The 15671-nt window shown below is 66.8% G+C and carries 18 protein-coding genes; 13 read left to right on the top strand and 5 right to left on the bottom strand.

Annotation, left to right across the window (positions count from 1 at the left end; genetic code table 11):
• Together VH499_RS23040 and cobJ are read left to right on the top strand one after the other, a co-directional pair.
• Window positions 1-469: SAM-dependent methyltransferase (locus VH499_RS23040; protein ID WP_332055111.1), on the top strand; the 469-nt coding region annotated here is incomplete at its 5' end.
• Complete coding sequence (gene cobJ / locus VH499_RS23035) at window positions 466-1215, top strand: precorrin-3B C(17)-methyltransferase (RefSeq protein WP_332055110.1); 750 nt, start codon at window positions 466-468, stop codon at window positions 1213-1215. The genes VH499_RS23040 and cobJ, both read left to right, overlap by 4 nt.
• Here cobJ and VH499_RS23030 read toward each other — a convergent pair.
• Window positions 1179-1952: a cobalt-precorrin-6A reductase gene (locus tag VH499_RS23030; protein ID WP_332055109.1), complete on the bottom strand. Its 774-nt coding sequence runs from the start codon at window positions 1950-1952 to the stop codon at window positions 1179-1181. The two genes, cobJ and VH499_RS23030, sit on opposite strands and share 37 nt — an antisense overlap.
• On the opposite strand from VH499_RS23030, the gene cbiE reads away from it, so the two are divergent.
• The 7 genes from cbiE to VH499_RS22995 are packed head-to-tail and all read left to right on the top strand — an operon-like array spanning window position 1951 to window position 7806.
• Window positions 1951-3192 carry a precorrin-6y C5,15-methyltransferase (decarboxylating) subunit CbiE gene (cbiE, locus tag VH499_RS23025; protein WP_332055108.1) on the top strand — a complete coding sequence of 414 codons (1242 nt, stop codon included), beginning with the start codon at window positions 1951-1953 and terminating at the stop codon, window positions 3190-3192. The two genes, VH499_RS23030 and cbiE, sit on opposite strands and share 2 nt — an antisense overlap.
• On the top strand, window positions 3171-3572 hold the full coding sequence (locus VH499_RS23020; protein WP_332055107.1) for a cobalamin biosynthesis protein: 402 nt from the start codon (window positions 3171-3173) through the stop codon (window positions 3570-3572). The genes cbiE and VH499_RS23020 overlap by 22 nt, the downstream gene beginning before the upstream one ends.
• Window positions 3569-4330, top strand: a complete 762-nt coding sequence (gene cobM, locus VH499_RS23015) for a precorrin-4 C(11)-methyltransferase (protein WP_332055106.1) — start codon at window positions 3569-3571, stop codon at window positions 4328-4330. Before VH499_RS23020 ends, cobM begins: the two co-directional genes overlap by 4 nt.
• Window positions 4327-5115 carry a uroporphyrinogen-III C-methyltransferase gene (cobA, locus tag VH499_RS23010; protein WP_332055105.1) on the top strand — a complete coding sequence of 263 codons (789 nt, stop codon included), beginning with the start codon at window positions 4327-4329 and terminating at the stop codon, window positions 5113-5115. Before cobM ends, cobA begins: the two co-directional genes overlap by 4 nt.
• Complete coding sequence (locus VH499_RS23005) at window positions 5112-6407, top strand: cobyrinate a,c-diamide synthase (protein ID WP_332055104.1); 1296 nt, start codon at window positions 5112-5114, stop codon at window positions 6405-6407. Before cobA ends, VH499_RS23005 begins: the two co-directional genes overlap by 4 nt.
• On the top strand, window positions 6404-7066 hold the full coding sequence (bluB, locus tag VH499_RS23000; protein ID WP_332055103.1) for a 5,6-dimethylbenzimidazole synthase: 663 nt from the start codon (window positions 6404-6406) through the stop codon (window positions 7064-7066). The genes VH499_RS23005 and bluB overlap by 4 nt, the downstream gene beginning before the upstream one ends.
• Window positions 7067-7119: 53 nt before the next feature.
• Window positions 7120-7806, top strand: coding sequence for a hypothetical protein (locus VH499_RS22995; RefSeq protein WP_332055102.1), 687 nt, complete (start codon window positions 7120-7122; stop codon window positions 7804-7806).
• Here VH499_RS22995 and VH499_RS22990 read toward each other — a convergent pair.
• The 3 genes from VH499_RS22990 to VH499_RS22980 all read right to left on the bottom strand — a co-directional run bounded on the left by VH499_RS22990 (window position 7803) and on the right by VH499_RS22980 (window position 11136).
• On the bottom strand, window positions 7803-8315 hold the full coding sequence (locus VH499_RS22990; RefSeq protein WP_332055101.1) for a hypothetical protein: 513 nt from the start codon (window positions 8313-8315) through the stop codon (window positions 7803-7805). The genes VH499_RS22995 and VH499_RS22990 overlap by 4 nt on opposite strands.
• Before the next feature lie 154 nt (window positions 8316-8469).
• The gene (locus VH499_RS22985; protein ID WP_332055100.1) at window positions 8470-10110 is read right to left on the bottom strand and encodes a GMC family oxidoreductase; all 1641 of its coding nucleotides are present in this window, start codon (window positions 10108-10110) and stop codon (window positions 8470-8472) included.
• Between the two features lie 36 nt (window positions 10111-10146).
• On the bottom strand, window positions 10147-11136 hold the full coding sequence (locus VH499_RS22980) for an LLM class flavin-dependent oxidoreductase (protein ID WP_332055099.1): 990 nt from the start codon (window positions 11134-11136) through the stop codon (window positions 10147-10149).
• 190 nt (window positions 11137-11326) lie between these two features.
• Here VH499_RS22980 and VH499_RS22975 point away from each other — a divergent pair, with 190 nt between their 5' ends.
• Genes VH499_RS22975 through VH499_RS22960 form a run of 4 tightly spaced genes read left to right on the top strand, consistent with a single transcriptional unit; the run spans window position 11327 to window position 14612 of the window.
• Window positions 11327-12202: a branched-chain amino acid ABC transporter permease gene (locus VH499_RS22975; protein ID WP_332055098.1), complete on the top strand. Its 876-nt coding sequence runs from the start codon at window positions 11327-11329 to the stop codon at window positions 12200-12202.
• A 4-nt stretch (window positions 12203-12206) separates the two neighbouring features.
• Window positions 12207-13160 (top strand): branched-chain amino acid ABC transporter permease, encoded by a 954-nt coding sequence (locus tag VH499_RS22970; RefSeq protein WP_332055097.1) that lies wholly within the window; start codon window positions 12207-12209, stop codon window positions 13158-13160.
• Window positions 13157-13891, top strand: coding sequence for an ABC transporter ATP-binding protein (locus VH499_RS22965; RefSeq protein ID WP_332055096.1), 735 nt, complete (start codon window positions 13157-13159; stop codon window positions 13889-13891). Before VH499_RS22970 ends, VH499_RS22965 begins: the two co-directional genes overlap by 4 nt.
• Window positions 13881-14612 carry an ABC transporter ATP-binding protein gene (locus VH499_RS22960; RefSeq protein WP_332055095.1) on the top strand — a complete coding sequence of 244 codons (732 nt, stop codon included), beginning with the start codon at window positions 13881-13883 and terminating at the stop codon, window positions 14610-14612. The genes VH499_RS22965 and VH499_RS22960 overlap by 11 nt, the downstream gene beginning before the upstream one ends.
• A gap of 52 nt (window positions 14613-14664) precedes the next feature.
• Here the strand turns inward: VH499_RS22960 and VH499_RS22955 are convergent.
• Window positions 14665-15671 (bottom strand): ABC transporter substrate-binding protein (locus tag VH499_RS22955; protein WP_332055094.1); only part of this gene is annotated, 1007 nt, incomplete at its 5' end.

The raw sequence follows: 15671 nt of genomic DNA, 5'->3' as shown, positions 1-15671 counted from the left end.
GGCCGCGGCCTCGCTGGCGACGCTTCTGCGGCAGGGCAAGTCGGTCGGGTTGCTGGCCGAAGGCGATCCTTTTTTCTACGGTTCCTTCATGCATATGTGGCGTCGGCTGTCGGGAGAGTTTCCGGTCGAGGTCGTGCCGGGGGTCACCGGCATGTCGGGTTGCTGGACGCGGGCCAACCTGCCGATCACCTGGGGCAACGACACGCTCTCGGTGCTGCCGGGCACGTTGGGTGAGGCACAGCTCGTCGACCGGCTGCGCCGGACCGACGCTGCGGTCATCATGAAGGTGGGGCGCCACCTCGGCAAAGTGCGGCGCGCAGTCGACGCGGCGGGCCTTCTGCAGCGCGCCGTCTATGTCGAACGCGGCACCATGCAGGGGGAGCGGATCCTGCCGCTGGCCCAATGCGACGAACCGGAAGGCGCGTATTTTGCCATGGTCCTGATTCCGGGCGGGGGCAGGCGGTTGTGACCGGTTCTCTGGTGGTCGTCGGCACGGGGCCCGGCAAGCCGGAGCTGATGACGCCGGCGGCGCGCATGGCGCTTGCCAAGGCGACCGATCTTGTCGGCTACGGGCTCTATCTCGACCGCGTCGCAGTACGCCACGGTCAATGTCGGCACGCCTCCGGCAATCGTGCCGAGCTCGAACGCGCGCGACTCGCGCTGGCACTTGCCGCGTCGGGGCGCGACGTCGTCCTTGTCTCCGGCGGCGATCCCGGCGTCTTCGCCATGGCAGCGGCGGTCTTTGAAGCGGTCGAGACGGGCGAGCCGGCCTGGCGGTCCCTCGACATACGTGTCGAGCCGGGCGTGACGGCGATGCTGGCGGCAGCCGCAGAGGTCGGTGCGCCGCTCGGTGGCGATTTCTGCGCGATCTCGCTCTCGGACAATCTCAAGGCATGGGCGACCATCGAGCGGCGATTGCAAGCGGCGGCCGAGGCCGACTTCGTGATCGCTCTCTACAATCCGGCCTCGAGCGCGCGACGACGTCAGCTTGCCCAGGCCTTCGACATTTTGCGCGCGGCGAAGACGGGCGCCACGCCGGTGCTCTTCGTGCGCGCTGCAGGCACATCCGAAGCGAAAGTCACCGCGACGACGCTGGCCAATGCGGATGCATCCACCGCCGACATGCGCACGCTGATAATCGTCGGCGCCAGCACGACGCGACGGATCGGTCGCTGGATCTATACGCCCCGCGGCGAGCAGGGAATGTCGTCGTGAAGCTGGCCGAGCCAAGCAACCGCCTCGCTCGCGTTTCCAACGGCATGGCCGACCGGCTTGAGCGGCCGCGCGATCATGATCACCGGCAGGCGGAGCGCACGCGCGGCCTCGATCTTCGCATAGGTGGCCATGCCGCCGGCGTTCTTGGAGACGAGAAGTTCGATCTCCTGGCTCGCCAGCAGTTTCTCCTCGGCGGCCCTGTCGAACGGCCCGCGCGCTCGCAGGATACGCAGATCGGGCGGCAAGCCGACGGCCTCGGGCGGCTCGATCACGCGCGCAAGGTAGCGGTGCTGCGGTGCCGCGGCGAAAGCACGCAGCTCCTGGCGCCCGAGACTGAGAAAGACGCGGCGCGGCGCCGGGCCCAGCGCATTGGCGGCGTCGGCCGTCGATGGAACGACCTGCCAAAGATCTTCGGCATGACGAATCCACGGTGGACGTACGAGCGACGCGAGCGGCGTGCCGGTACGTGCACAGGCGGCGACAGCATGGGCGGACATCTGGTCGGCATAGGGATGCGTGGCATCGACCACCGCCTCGACGGCGTGCTCGGCGAGGAAACGTGCCAATCCGTCGATGCCGCCGAATCCGCCGAGGCGCGTCGGCAGGGGCTGCGCCCGCGGAGCAGCGGTGCGCCCGGCCAGCGACAGGGTTGCGGCGAACCGCATGTCGCCGGCCAGCAGTCGCCCAAGGGCGGATGCTTCCGTCGTGCCGCCCAGGATCAGAACGCGAAGAACCATGACCGCTAAGCGCGCACCCTGCCCGGCGAGGCCATGGCTGTCCATCGTCGGTATCGGCGAGGATGGCGTCGCGGGCCTTTCCTCGGTGGCCCGGCAACTCGTTTCCGGGGCCGAACTCGTGCTCGGCGGCAAACGTCATCTCGCTCTGGCCGACAGCTTGATTCGCGGCCGTCGGCTGTCGTGGCCCAACCCGATCGGCGAGGCACTGCCGGAGATCGAGACGCATCGTGGCCGGCCGGTGGCGGTCCTCGCGAGCGGCGACCCGTTTCATTATGGCGTCGGCGACATGCTGATGCGGCTGGTGCGGCCCGAAGAGACGCTTTGCCTGCCGCAGCCTTCGGCCTTCGCTCTGGCCGCAAGCCGGCTCGGCTGGTCGCAGCAGGAGGTCTCGCTCGTCAGCCTGCACGGGCGCGCCCTCGAAGGCATCGTGCGCTACCTGCATCCGGGTGCGCGAATCCTCGCCTTGTCATGGGACGGTGCGACGCCGGCCGCGCTCGCCCGATTCCTCGTCGCACGTGGCATGGCCGAATCCATCCTGACCGTTCTCGAACATCTAGGTGGCCCGAAGGAGCGAGTCCGACGGAAGTGCGCAGCGGCGTTCGACCTCGATGACGTCACGGCCCTGAACACCATCGCGCTCGAAGTGTGCACCTCGCCCGGTGCAACGGTTGTCCCGCTGTCCTCCGGACTGGACGACACGATGTTCGAGCACGACGGCCAGCTCACCAAGCGCGAAGTGCGCGCCGTCACCCTGTCCGCGCTGGCGCCGTGTCATGGCGAGCTGTTGTGGGACATCGGGCTTGGCGCCGGCGCGATCGCAATCGAATGGCTTTTGCGTCATCCGTCTCTGAAGGCGATCGGCATAGAGGCCGATGACGAGCGCGCGGTGCGCGCCGCCCGGAACGCGGCAAAGCTCGGTACACCGGATATCAGAATCGTGCAGGGTCGCGCACCGGAGGCGCTGACCGGCCTGCCGCCGCCCGACGCGATCTTCATTGGCGGCGGTCTCTCCGACCCAGCCGTCTTCGATGGAGCCTGGAGGGCGCTCAAGCCCGGCGGGCGGCTGGTGGCCAATGCCGTTTCGCTTGCAACAGAGGCACGGTTGATCGAGTTGTTTCAGCGCCATGGCGGCGAGTTGGTGCGCCTCGACGTGGCGCGCGCGGGGAGGGTGGGCGGCGGCAAAGTCTTCGTCTGGCGGCCCGCCGCACCGATCGTCCAATGGCGGGTGACGAAATCATGATCGTGGCGGGCGTGGGTTGCCGCGGCACCGCGTCGGCCGAGGACATCGAGCAGGTGGTGCGCATGGCGCTCGACATGTTCAAATTGCCGGCCGAGCGGCTGAACGCGCTCGCGACGGAGTCGGCGAAAGCGACGGAGCCGGCCTTTGTCGAAGCCGCGCGACGTCTGGCGGTCACCTTGAGGGCCTGCACGCTCGATGAGCTCGGTAGTGTCGCCGGTCTTGTGCTCACTCCATCCAGACTGGTGCTGGAGACCAAGGGCGTACCCTCCATTGCCGAGGCATCGGCCCTCGTGATCGCCGGTCGCCATGCACGCCTGCTTGGCTCCCGCGTGGCCACGGCTCAGGCGACCTGTGCCATCGCCATCGGAGAGGGGCGATGACTGTCCATTTCATCGGCGCCGGTCCGGGCGCGCCCGACCTCATCACCGTGCGCGGCCGTGCGCTCATCGCTCGTTGTCAGGTCTGCCTTTACGCGGGCTCGCTTGTGCCCAAGGCGTTGCTCGACCATTGCCCCTCGGGTGCGCGCATCGTCGATACCGCGCCCCTGTCGCTCGACGAGATCGTCGCCGAATGCCGGCGCGCGACGGTCGCCGGCCAGGACGTGGCGCGACTGCATTCCGGCGATCTTTCGATCTGGAGCGCGCTCGGTGAGCAAATGCGACGGCTCGAGGGCGAGGGTATCCCTTACACCGTGACACCGGGCGTTCCCGCCTTTGCCGCCGCCGCCGCCGCACTCGGCCGCGAACTTACACTGCCCGGACTCGCTCAGACGGTCGTGCTGACGCGGACCTCGGGCCGCGCCTCGGCGATGCCGGCAAGCGAGGACCTCAAGGCTTTCGCTGCAACGGGTGCCACGCTTTCGATCCACCTCTCGATCCATGTGCTCGACAAGGTCGTGGCCGATCTCTTGCCATTCTACGGCGCCGACTGTCCGGTGGCTGTGGTCTACCGGGCGACCTGGCCGGACGAGCGCATCGTGCGCGGCACGCTCGGCACGATCACGACCGATGTGGCCGAAAGTCCGATGGAGCGCACGGCGCTTATCCTCGTCGGCAAGGTTCTGTCGGGCCATGACTTCCGCGAGAGCGCGCTCTATGACGCGGCCTACCGGCGACGGTTCCGTGGCAGGAATGCATGAGCTTTCCCGGCCTTCCCCCCATGCCGGACTTTCCCACGGGCGAAGTCTGGCTCGCCGGCGCGGGGCCGGGTGATCCCCGCCTGCTGACCCTGCTCGCGCTGCACGCGCTGGCAACGGCCGACGACATCGTGCACGACGCGCTGGTCGATTCGCGCGTACTCGGGCTCGGCCGCGCCGACGCGAAACTGATTGCCGCGGGAAAACGTGGCGGCCGGCCGTCGCCCCATCAGCGCGACATCAACGAGATCCTGATCGAGCGCGCAAGGGCAGGCCGCCGGGTGCTGCGACTGAAGGGCGGCGACCCTTTCGTGTTCGGCCGCGGTTGGGACGAGGCATCGGCATTGGCGGCGGCCGGTATCCGTTTTCGCGTGATTCCCGGCCTCACCGCCGGGCTTGCCGCGACGGCCCTGGCGGGCATCCCGGCAACAACTCGGGAAACCAATCATGCCGTCGTGCTTGCCGCAGGTCATCGCGCCGAGGACGGCACCTTGACCACCGACTGGGCGGCGCTCGCACGGCTTGGCCAGCCGATCGTCCTCTATATGCCGATGACCCAGTTGCCGGGGACCGTGGCGGCGCTTCTGCGGGGCGGGCTTTCCGAAGGCACGCCGGCCGCGCTGCTTCAGTCGGCAACGACCGAGAATGAGCAGGTGATGGTGAGCACGCTTGGCGCATTGGTCGCTGACGCGCGCAAGAATGGGATCGGCTCGCCCGCGATCCTGGTGATCGGTGCGGTCGTCGGCCTGCGACGGCAGCTCCTGCGCAATCTCGTCGGCTGGCGATGATACGCGGCCTCGTCGTCGCGGGGGTGCGCTCGGGCTCGGGCAAGACGACCGTCGCCCTCGGCCTGATGCGGGCACTGGTGCGGCGCGGGCTTTCCGTGCAGCCCTTCAAGTGCGGTCCGGACTATATCGATCCGGCATTTCATGCCGTCGCCACCGGACGTCCCAGCTTCAATCTTGATACGTGGGCGATGACGCCGGCGCTGGTGGGCGATCTCGTGGCTCGTCATCCTGCCGACATCGCCATCGCCGAGGGCGTGATGGGCCTGTTCGATGGCGCCGGCGGCCGCGGCGCCACGGCCGATCTCGCGGCGCTGCTCCGGTGGCCAGTCGTGCTGGTGCTCGATGTGAAGGGCCAGACCGAGACGGCAGCCGCAGTCGCCGCCGGCTGTGCCGCCTATCGCGACGATGTCTCGATCGCGGGGGTCATCCTCAACCGCATCGCGAGCCCACGCCATTTGGCCTTGATCAAACCGGCGTTCGAGAGGCTCGGCCTCAAGCTGTTCGGTACGCTGAACGACGAGCCGCGGCTCGCTCTGCCCGGGCGGCATCTTGGCCTCGTACAGGCCAGTGAGACGGCCGACATCGAGCGTCGCCTCGATGAGCTGGCCGACGCGGTTGGCACTTCGACCGACCTTGCCGCCGTCGAACGCTGCGCCCGCGCGGCCCGGCTGGCGATGACCGGAGCGATGCGCGTTGCCCCGCCCGGCCAACGCGTCGCGCTGGCGTCCGATCGCGCCTTTGCCTTCATGTATCCCCATCTGCTCGAGCATTGGCGCTCGGCGGGGGCGGAGATCCTGCCTTTCTCTCCGCTCGCGGACAAACCTCCGGCCGCCGATGCCGACGCGGTGTGGCTGCCGGGGGGCTATCCCGAACTGTATGCCGGTACTCTGGCGGCGGCGCAGCAGTTCAAACGTGGCCTGCGTGATGCAGCCGCGCGGGCGGTACCGATTCACGGCGAGTGCGGCGGCTACATGGTGCTGGGCCGGGGACTGATCGATGCCGCGGGCGAGCGCCATGCAATGGCGGGCTTGCTCGGCCTTGAGACGTCGTTTGCCCGACGCCTCTTGCATCTTGGCTACCGTCGCGCGGATCTGCGAAGCGATTGCGCGCTCGGCAGGCGGGGAACCGAGGTGCTGGGTCACGAGTTTCACTATGCCTCCGTTGTTGCGACGGACGACGAGCCGCTGGTCGACTGCCGCGATGCCAACGGGGCGGCGGTAACGGAAGCGGGAGCGCGGCGCGGCTCCGTGAGCGGCACCTTCTTTCATCTTCTGAGCACGGGACCGGCATGACCACGATCAAGCCCGCGCCGCCTGGACATCTGCCGTTCGACGCCACCTTTCGCGCCACGTTTCGCGATCTGGTGCTCTGGCGACGTGACGTCCGGCGGTTTCGCAGCGATCCCGTGCCGGAAAAGCTGCTCGACGATCTGATCGAGCTCGCCACCTATGCGCCGTCCGTCGGCCTCAGCCAGCCTTGGCGTTTCGTCAAAGTGAAGTCACGGCGAAGACGGCGTGTCGTATGGGAGAGCTTCGCGGCCGCCAATGCCCGGGCTCTCGAAGGGTATGACGGTTCCCGCCGTGCGACCTATGCCGGCCTCAAGCTTGCCGGCCTGAAGGAGGCGCCCATCCATCTTGCGATCTTCTCCGACGAGTCGACCCTCATAGGCAGTGGTCTTGGCCGCCAGACCATGCCGGAGACGCTGCGCTATTCGGTGGTAGCCGCCGTGCAGACGCTCTGGCTTGCCGCACGTGCCGAAGGACTCGGCATGGGCTGGGTGTCGATCCTCGATCCCGCGGCGGTGACCCAGGCGCTCGACGTGCCGGCAGGATGGACGCTGGTCGCCTATCTCGACATGGGCTGGCCAGCCGAGGAGCACCTCGATCCCGAGCTCGAGCGCCATCACTGGGAAGCTCGCCACTACTCGGGTGACCTCGTCTTCGAGCGCTGACGCGGACGTGCGGGCGACGGGGATGTATGGCGCGCCCTCTGCGTAAACCGCTCATGCGGTTTGCACGGCTGATCGGGTTGTTGCTGGGAAGCGGATTCGCACTGTTGGCGTTCGCGATCCTGCTGTCGTGCCTGCCGGCCAATGCAAGCGAACGCGACGATGGGCCCGACGCCTATGGCTACACCGACCATCCTTCCTACGTCTCGGTCGCGCGCGTGCTGGACCTCTATGTCGACCGCGGTTTCGACGAGCAGGACCGCCAGCACATCCTGCTGGCCGTTCGCCAGTGGAACTATGCCCTGAATGGCTTCATCCGCTTTCGCGCCAGCCTCCTGCCGGATGACGTTCCATCGGGCATGATGGCGGAGATCAAGCGGACGGGCGGCTGGATCGTGGCGCGCGTCGACAGCGGACATCCGGTTGCCCGTGAAGGCGAAGGCCGCCATGCACTGGCGGTGACGGTAGGCAATCGCCGCACCGGCGTCGTCTATGTGATCAGCGACCGCATCGGCGGGCGGGGGCTGGCCGGCGTCGTGATGCACGAGTTCGGACATGTGCTGGGCGCAGGCCACGATACGGCCGGCCTGATGGCGCCCGTCTACAGTATCGCCGGCTCGCGTTGCATCGATCGTGATGCCATGGCCATGGTGGCCGAGGCGCAGCGCCTGCCGATGTCCCAGCTCAACTGGTGTGCGGGTCCGCAATGGAACCGTCGTCCGGCCATGACGTCCCAGCGTTAGCGCGCGGATTCGGTGTCGTAGAGCTCGACGTGCGGTGCGCGCACGGCCCGCATGGTCATGGCCAGCGCGCGCAAGCCGAGATAGCCGGCGCAAAAAGCCGCCGCCGCAGCGACATGCTGGGGTTCGATAACGGGATCTTCAAGGGCGGCGCCGGTAAAGTCGGTCATGGCGAGGACGACAAGGGCGAACCCCGCGGCCAGTCCGTCGACGGCGCGCGGCACTCGGATCAGCCCCCATTTCTGATCGGACTCTACCGACATCAGCCATCCCCGCGTGCGCCCGATGAGCCCACCCAGAATGGCGCTGAGCGCCCACTCGGCGTCATGGCTGATCGTGGCGTTGAAGACGCCCGCCAGCAGCACGAGCGCGACCAGCCCCGCGAGGCACGGCGGTATGGCGAGCCTCCATAGTTTCACGACGCCTCCCGACGATTGGGAACCGATCGTCCAGAGACAGAAGATGGCGGCGGCGACGGTGACAATGTTCGACAGGCTAAGCGGTGCGATCATGGCTTGAAGCGCGAGCGATCGAAAAATAGAGCGCCTTGGCGGCTACTATTCCCCTTGGGCGCGGGCCTGCCAACAGCGAAATTGACGCTTCGTCAGCTATTCCATTTCTGGCAGCACTCCTGCGGCTGATTGCGCATGATGTGAGCTTGTTGATTCACTCTGTGAGCAGTGCGGGATCGAGGGGAGCACGCCCGCGGATCATATCCGCGGCCTTCTCGGCAATCATCAGTACGGATGCATTGAGATTGGCCGACGGCATGGTCGGCATGATCGAGGCGTCGACCACGCGCAGGCCTTCGAGCCCCCGGACGCGCAATTGATCGTCGACCACGGCCGTCGGATCGCCGTCGGGCGCCATGCGGCAGGTCCCCATGAGATGGAAGGTCGTGGTGCCGCGTTGCTTGGCGGCGGCCAGCAGATCCGCATCGGACTGGGCCTGTGGGCCGGGAAATTCCTCGCGATCGTAGTACTTGCTGAGTGGCCTCGAGGCGAGCAGGCGGCGCGCGAGCTTCATGCCGGCCAGCAGAACCTGCCGGTCGCTCTCGACGGTCAGGTAGTTGGGCTGGATGATCGGATGGTCGAACGGATCGGCGGACTTCGAACGGACATAGCCGGTGCTGTCGGGGCGCTGCTGCCACGACGCGATCGTCATGCCGGGAAAGTCGTCGAGCGTGGATTGCACGCCTTCCTTGTAGCTCGCTGGCGTGAAGGTGAGCTGCAGGTCGTAGTTGTCGAGATGCTCGTCCGACTTCCAGAACACGTAGATCAGGGTCGGGTTGAGGGCGAGAATGCCCTTACGCGATATGGCGTACTTCATGATCTCGCCGGCAAGTCGCAACCCGTGCGACTTCTCGTTGATCGTTTCGGCGTTCTTCACACGCGCCACGAAGCGCGGCGCGTAGTGGTCGCGCAGGTTCTCGCCGACGCCGGCCAGCGCATGCTGCACAGGAATGCCGAGCGACTGCAGCAGGGGAGCAGGACCGATGCCCGAGAGCTGCAGGAGCTGGGGCGTGTTCACCGCGCCGCCGCTCAGGATTACCTCGCGCTGCGCGCGGACGTCGGCGACGGTGCCGTTACGGCCCCCCTTGCGATAGCGCACGCCGACTGCCTTCTTTCCGTCGAGCAGAAGCGACGTCGCGTGCGCATGGGTTCGCACTGTCAGATTGCGCCGTTTCATCGCAGGATGAAGGTAGCCGCGCGCGGCGCTGATGCGACGACCGTTGCGGATGATGCGCTGGACGTAGCTCACGCCCGCCTGGCGCGTGGCGTTGTAGTCGCGGTTGCGCGGAATTCCGAGTTCGACCGCGCCTTCGATGAACGCCTCGCACAGCGGATCGCGCCAGTCGAGGTCGGTGATGGGCAAGTTTCCGTCGTTGCCGCGAAACGTCCCGTCGATCTCGTCGGCGATGCGCCGTTCGGTGCGGCGAAAATAAGGAAGCACGTCGGCATAGCCCCAGCCGCTATTGCCGCGCTGTGCCCAGCCGTCGAAGTCGAGCCGTTGTCCGCGATTGTAGATGTGACCGTTGATGGAGCTCGAACCGCCGAGCGTCTTGCCGCGCGGTGCGGCGATGCGCCGGCCGCCAGTCCATTCACTGGGTTCGGAGGTGTAGAGCCAGTTCACCCTGGGATTGACCAGCGTGTACATGAAGCCGGCCGGAATATGGATGAACGGATGCCAGTCGCGCGGGCCGGCCTCGAGCACGCAGACACTGACATTCTCGTCTTCGCTCAGCCGGCTGGCCAGCACGCTGCCTGCCGAGCCGGCGCCGACGATCACATAGTCGAAGCTTTCCATTCGACGCCATTCCCCCGTTGAAGCACCTCGAAGAGCTCAGGCGGCACTTGCCGGACGCGCCATCCCGAAGGCCGGCATGACCTCGCGTGCGAAGGCACGCAGATTGGCCACCGACGCGTTGGGGTCGACCAGCAGGATGTTGGTGGCGCCCCCCGCCTCGAGCTCCTTCAGGCGCGCGACCACTTCCTCGGGCATTCCGAGAAGCGGTGCCGTGTCGTCCTCGATCCTGTCCGGGAGCTTGTCGCGCGCCAGGTCGCCGATCGTGGCCAGCACGCGCTTGCGGGTCTCGTAGGCCTGCGCGCGCTCGCTTTCATGATGGATCATCTGCAGCGGCCGCGCCGTTGCCACCATGGCCGAGTCGTAGGCTCGGCCGATGCGCTCGCACTCTTCGCGGAAGATCGCGATGCGCTGGATAATCTGGTCGACCTGGGCGAGCTGGTCGAGCAGGAGGTTGTAGCCTTCGCGCGCGGCCCGCCGGATGCTCTCATGGGATCCGGCTGCCAGCCACAGCGGCGGATGCGGGCGCTGGAGCGGCTCAGGCTCGACCAGGATGTTGTCATAGTGCCAGCGTTTGCCGTGGTGGCTGAATCGTCCCTCGGTAGTCCAGGCCTTGCGGATGATCTCCATCGCCTCGTCGAAACGCTCGGTCGCTTCCGCCATGGGAATACAGAAGCCGTCGAACTCAGCCTTGCGATAGCCTTTGCCGACGCCGAAATCGACCCGGCCGCCAGTCAGCAGATCGAGCGTCGCTACCTGCTCGGCGATCAGCACCGGGTTGTGCCACGGCACAACGACCACCGCGGTCCCGAGGCGGATGTTTCTCGTCCTGGCGGCGAGGTAGGCCAGCACCGTCATCGACGCCGACACCTGGCCCTGGCCGGTGAAGTGGTGCTCCACCATGAAGAGCTGGGTGAAGCCGAGGCGATCGGCCTCGACGACGTACTCGATGAAGCCCTCGTAGCCCTGGCTGTCCTCGAGGCCGATGCTGCGCTTGGTCCTGGCGCCGCCGAACAGTCCGAACTGCATTCTCAGTCTCTTTGCCGCTATTCCGTTCGTCGGCAGCGACCCTAGCCGATCCTGCAAATCGGCACTAGGCAACGATCCCCGGTCTGGCGCAGACTGCGAGCGAAAGGCGAAAAATCGCCGCGTGCGGGAGGAAGAACGATGTGCGAGCAGCCACGCCGCCGGTTTGCCTTGCCGGCGGATTGACCGGCTCATGGACGCTTCGCTCGACCTCCTTGCAAACGCGGTCATTTCCGGGCTGTTGCTGGGCGGCTTCTACGCCGCCGTCTCGATTGGCGTCGCAATCTCGTTCGGCATGCTCGACATCGTGAACATCGCGCATCCGGCCTTCATTCTCCTCGGCTCCTATGTCGCCTATCTCGCCAACACGGTACTGGGGATGGACCCCATCCTGGCCGCGGTGATCGCCCTGCCGGCCTTCTATGTGCTCGGCATGATCGTCTACCAGATCTATTACGCCTCCTTCGAACGGCGGCAGGACCAGTCGCTGCGCGGCCTGTCGTTCTTCTTCGGCCTGCTATTCATCACCGAGGTGGCGCTGGTGCTGATCTTCGGCGTCGACTATCGACTGGTGCAGGCGAGCTACATCGGGCCGAGCCTGCGCATCGGCTGGATCGAGTTGCCGCTGCGGCTGCTGGTGCCCTTCCTGGTGTCGATGGCCATGGTCGTAGCCTTGCAGCTTTTCCTGTCGCGCAGCTTTCTCGGCCGGGCGATCGAGGCGGTGGCGCAGGATCAACTCGCGCTGAGGCTGATGGCAGCCAATCCCACGCGGATCAAGCGCGTGGCGTTCGGCCTCTCCTTCGCGACCGCGGCCATCGCCGGCGCGATCCTGATCATCATCCAGCCGGTCGAACCGTCGATCGGCCGCGAATACATCGGCCGTGTCTTTGCCATCTGCGTGCTGGGCGGACTCGGCAGCTTCTCCGGCATGGTGATCGCGGCGGTGACGCTCGGAGTGGTCGAGAGCCTGACCTCGACCTTCTTTGGGCCGTCCTGGGCGCCGGCCGTTTCCTTCGGCGTCCTCCTCGTGACCTTGGCGGTGCGGCCCAGTGGTATCCTTGGCCGATAAGGGCGTGGCACCCGCGCCCGCGATGGGAAGCGTTCCCTTCGTGCTGGCGCTCGTCTGCATCGCGGCCGTCCTGTTCGCTCTGGGGCGCTGGCTGAACGTGAGCTACGCCTTCTTTGCAGCCTACGTCGTCGTGCAATACATCGTGCTCGGCACCGCCTGGAACATCCTGGGCGGCTACACCGGCTATGTGAATTTCGGCATTTCCGCCTTCTTCGCCATCGGCGCCTATTCGAGCGTGGTGCTGTACAAGCTGGTGCCGAGCCTGCCGTTGCCGGTCATGATGCTGGTGGGCGGCTTGGTGGCCGGTCTCGTCGGCCTGGGGACAGGTTACCTCACGCTGCGCCTGCGCGGCGTGTTCTTCTCCATCGCCACGCTCGCGCTCGCCGTGGTGGTGCAGACCCTGATCACCAACTGGGACTTCGTGGGTGGCGCGCGTGGCGCCTATGTGCTCCGTCCACGGGTGGCGCCGCTGATCGGCGGCGACTACATCCAGTACCTGTTTTTGCTCATGCTCGGGCTATGTGTGGCGGCACTCGCGACGGCCCGCGCGATCGAGCACTCGGCGCTGGGCTATGGCTTCGCCGCAATCCGCGACGACGAGGCGGCGGCGGAAGCCTCGGGGGTGCCGACGCTGCGCCTGAAGCTGATCGCGACTGCCCTGTCGGGCGGCTTCATGGGCATGGCGGGGGCACCGTTGCCCTACTATGTGACCTATCTCGATCCCGCATCGGGCTTCAGCCTGAATTATGCCGTCAATGCCATCGCCATGCCGCTGATCGGCGGGACGTCGAGCTGGCTGGGCCCGGTCGTCGGCGCGCTTCTGGTCGGCGGCCTGCAGGAATACATCAGGGTCACGATCTCCTCGGCCCTCAATGTCCTGGTGGCCGGAGTCCTGCTGGTAGCCTTCGTGATCGCCGCTCCCGAAGGTATCATCGGCCTGTTTAGGAGGCGGCGATGACGCCGCTCCTGCAGGTCGCGGGTCTCGGCAAGCGGTTCGGCGGCTTTACAGCGCTTCAGGCAATCGACCTCGAGGTCCGGGAGGGTGAACGGCTCGGCCTGATCGGCCCCAACGGCTCGGGCAAGTCGACATTGGTGAACTGCATCTGCGGAACCTTGCGCCACGAGGTCGGCACCGTGCACTTCGCCGGCAAGCAGCTGGATGGGCTGACCGCCCATGAGCGCACGCGCGGCGGCCTTGCCCGCAGCTTCCAGCTGCCGCGCCCGTTCGTCACCTTGTCGCTGGCCGAGAACCTGCGCATTCCGATTCTCTATGCGGTCAATGCGCGCGGCGAAGGCGGTCTGGCCGGTCCCGCCATCGACACGCGGTGCCGCGATCTGCTGGCCGAGGTGGGGCTCGTCGACAAGGCGCACCGCCTGCCCCGCGATTTGACCCAGATCGAGATGCGCAAGCTCGAGCTCGCCCGCGCCATGGCGGCGCAGCCCAGGCTCCTGTTCGCCGACGAGGTCATGGCCGGCCTCTCCCATGCCGAGGTCGACGAGATCATCGCCTTGCTGCTGCGGCTGAACGGCCAGGGCGTGACCGTGATCATGATCGAGCACATCATGCGCGCCGTGATGCAGTTCTCCCAACGGCTCGCGGTGCTCGTGGCAGGACGCAAGATCGCGGACGGCCCGCCCTCCAATGTCGTGCGCGACGCGGAAGTCGTGAAGGCCTACCTTGGCGAATAGCCTCGTCCTCGCCAACGTCGACGCGGGCTATGGCGCCGTGCGCGTGCTGGAGGACGTCTCGCTCACCGTCGGTGTCGGCGAGACGGTGGCGTTGCTGGGCACCAACGGCAACGGCAAGTCGACCCTGATGAAATCCGTCATGGGCATCGTCCGGCCGTCGGGCGGACAGATTTCGGCGACGATCGACGGCACGACGCATCAACTGGTCGGCCGATCCACGGAGGAGATCGTCGATCTCGGCATCGCCTTCGTGCCCGAGGGACGACGACTGTTCCCCAAGCAGACGGTGACCGAGAATCTGCTGCTGGGCGCCTATCGGCCGACCGCGCGCTCGGCCGTCGCGCGCAACCTCGACTTTTGCTTCGAGACCTTTCCGCGGCTCAAGGAGCGGTCGCGTCAGCTCGCCGGCAGCATGAGCGGTGGCGAGCAGCAGATGCTGGCGCTCGCACGGGCGCTGATGTCATCGCCGCGCATCCTTCTGATCGACGAACCCTCGGTCGGTCTCGCGCCGCTGCTGGTGAGCCGTACCATCGACAAGATCAAGGAGCTGAAGGTGGGCTTCAACCTTACCGTGCTGATGGCGGAGCAGAACTTCACCCAGGCCGTCCGCATCGCCGACCGCGGCTACGTGATCGTGCACGGCCGCATCGCCTTCGAGGGCGAGTCGGCCGAGGGGCTGAACAACAACGACCTGATCCGCGAGTTCTACCTCGGCGCGTGACAACCCGACGGCACGGTCGCTGCTTCGTTCGGAGCGACACTCCCTCGGCGTGTCACGACGGGGCGTACGGGTAGATGAGGTTGCCCGTGGCATACTTCTTCGGCCACAGGATGACCTCGGTCTTCAAGTCTCTGAACTGGTCGACCCCGTTGCCGCTCACTCCCTGGAACTGCACGGCCAGGACCTGCGCTGTCGACCACTCGCCGTCGTCGTTGAAGCTCACGTCGCCAACCACGGTCTTGAAGGTGGCCTTGCGACAATACTCGGCGAGCTTGTCGTCGTTGGTGCCGCCGGTCGCCGTCACCGCCTGTTCGATCACCTGCATGCGCGCGTAGGCGAAGGGTGGCAGGTAGTAGCCCAGCAGGTCGACGCCGGCCTCCGCCGCCCGCGCCTGGTACTTCTTCAGGAAGGCGCGACCTTCGTCGGAGGCGAAGCTCGCCCATGGCAGCCAGAAATCATAGACCACGATGCCGTTGAGCAGCGGCCCGAGCTGCGTCTTGATGGCCGTCGCCTGCAAGCCGACCATGCCGCCACCGAAGATCTTGGGCTTGAAGCCGATCTCGTTGCTGGCGCGCACGAGGCCCACCGTGTCCGGCGGGTAGGAGGCCGCGAAGAAGATGTCCGGGTTGGTGGCCGCCACCGCGCGCACGACCGGCGTGTAGTCGGCGGTCGCCGGCGGGTAGTTCTTGTCGTAGACGATCTTGAGATTGTATTTCTTGGCGATGCTGCGCACGCCTTCCAGCGCATTGCGCGGGAACTCGGCGTCGGCGCCGATCATGGCGAGCGTCGCGGGCTTGGGGTTCTGCGCCATCGCCACCTCGAAGAAGCCCTCGGCGAAGGCCTCCTTGGGGCGCGGCCCGCCGGCTGGCACCATCGAGAAGTAGCGTGGGTAGTGGAACTCCTCGTTCACCGCCAGGCCGAACAGCGAGAAGAAGCAGCGGTCCTTCTGCATCACGATCGGCATGGCGGGCGCGATCATGTTGGTGGCGTAGCCGCTCACCACGACATCGACCTTGTCGACGTCGATCAGCTTGGTGTAGAGGCCGGGAATCGACGAGG

This window comes from Reyranella sp. (assembly GCF_036558665.1).
Lineage (GTDB): Bacteria > Pseudomonadota > Alphaproteobacteria > Reyranellales > Reyranellaceae > Reyranella.
Note: the sequence above shows the minus strand (reverse complement) of the source record. Positions and strands in the feature narration are given on the sequence as shown.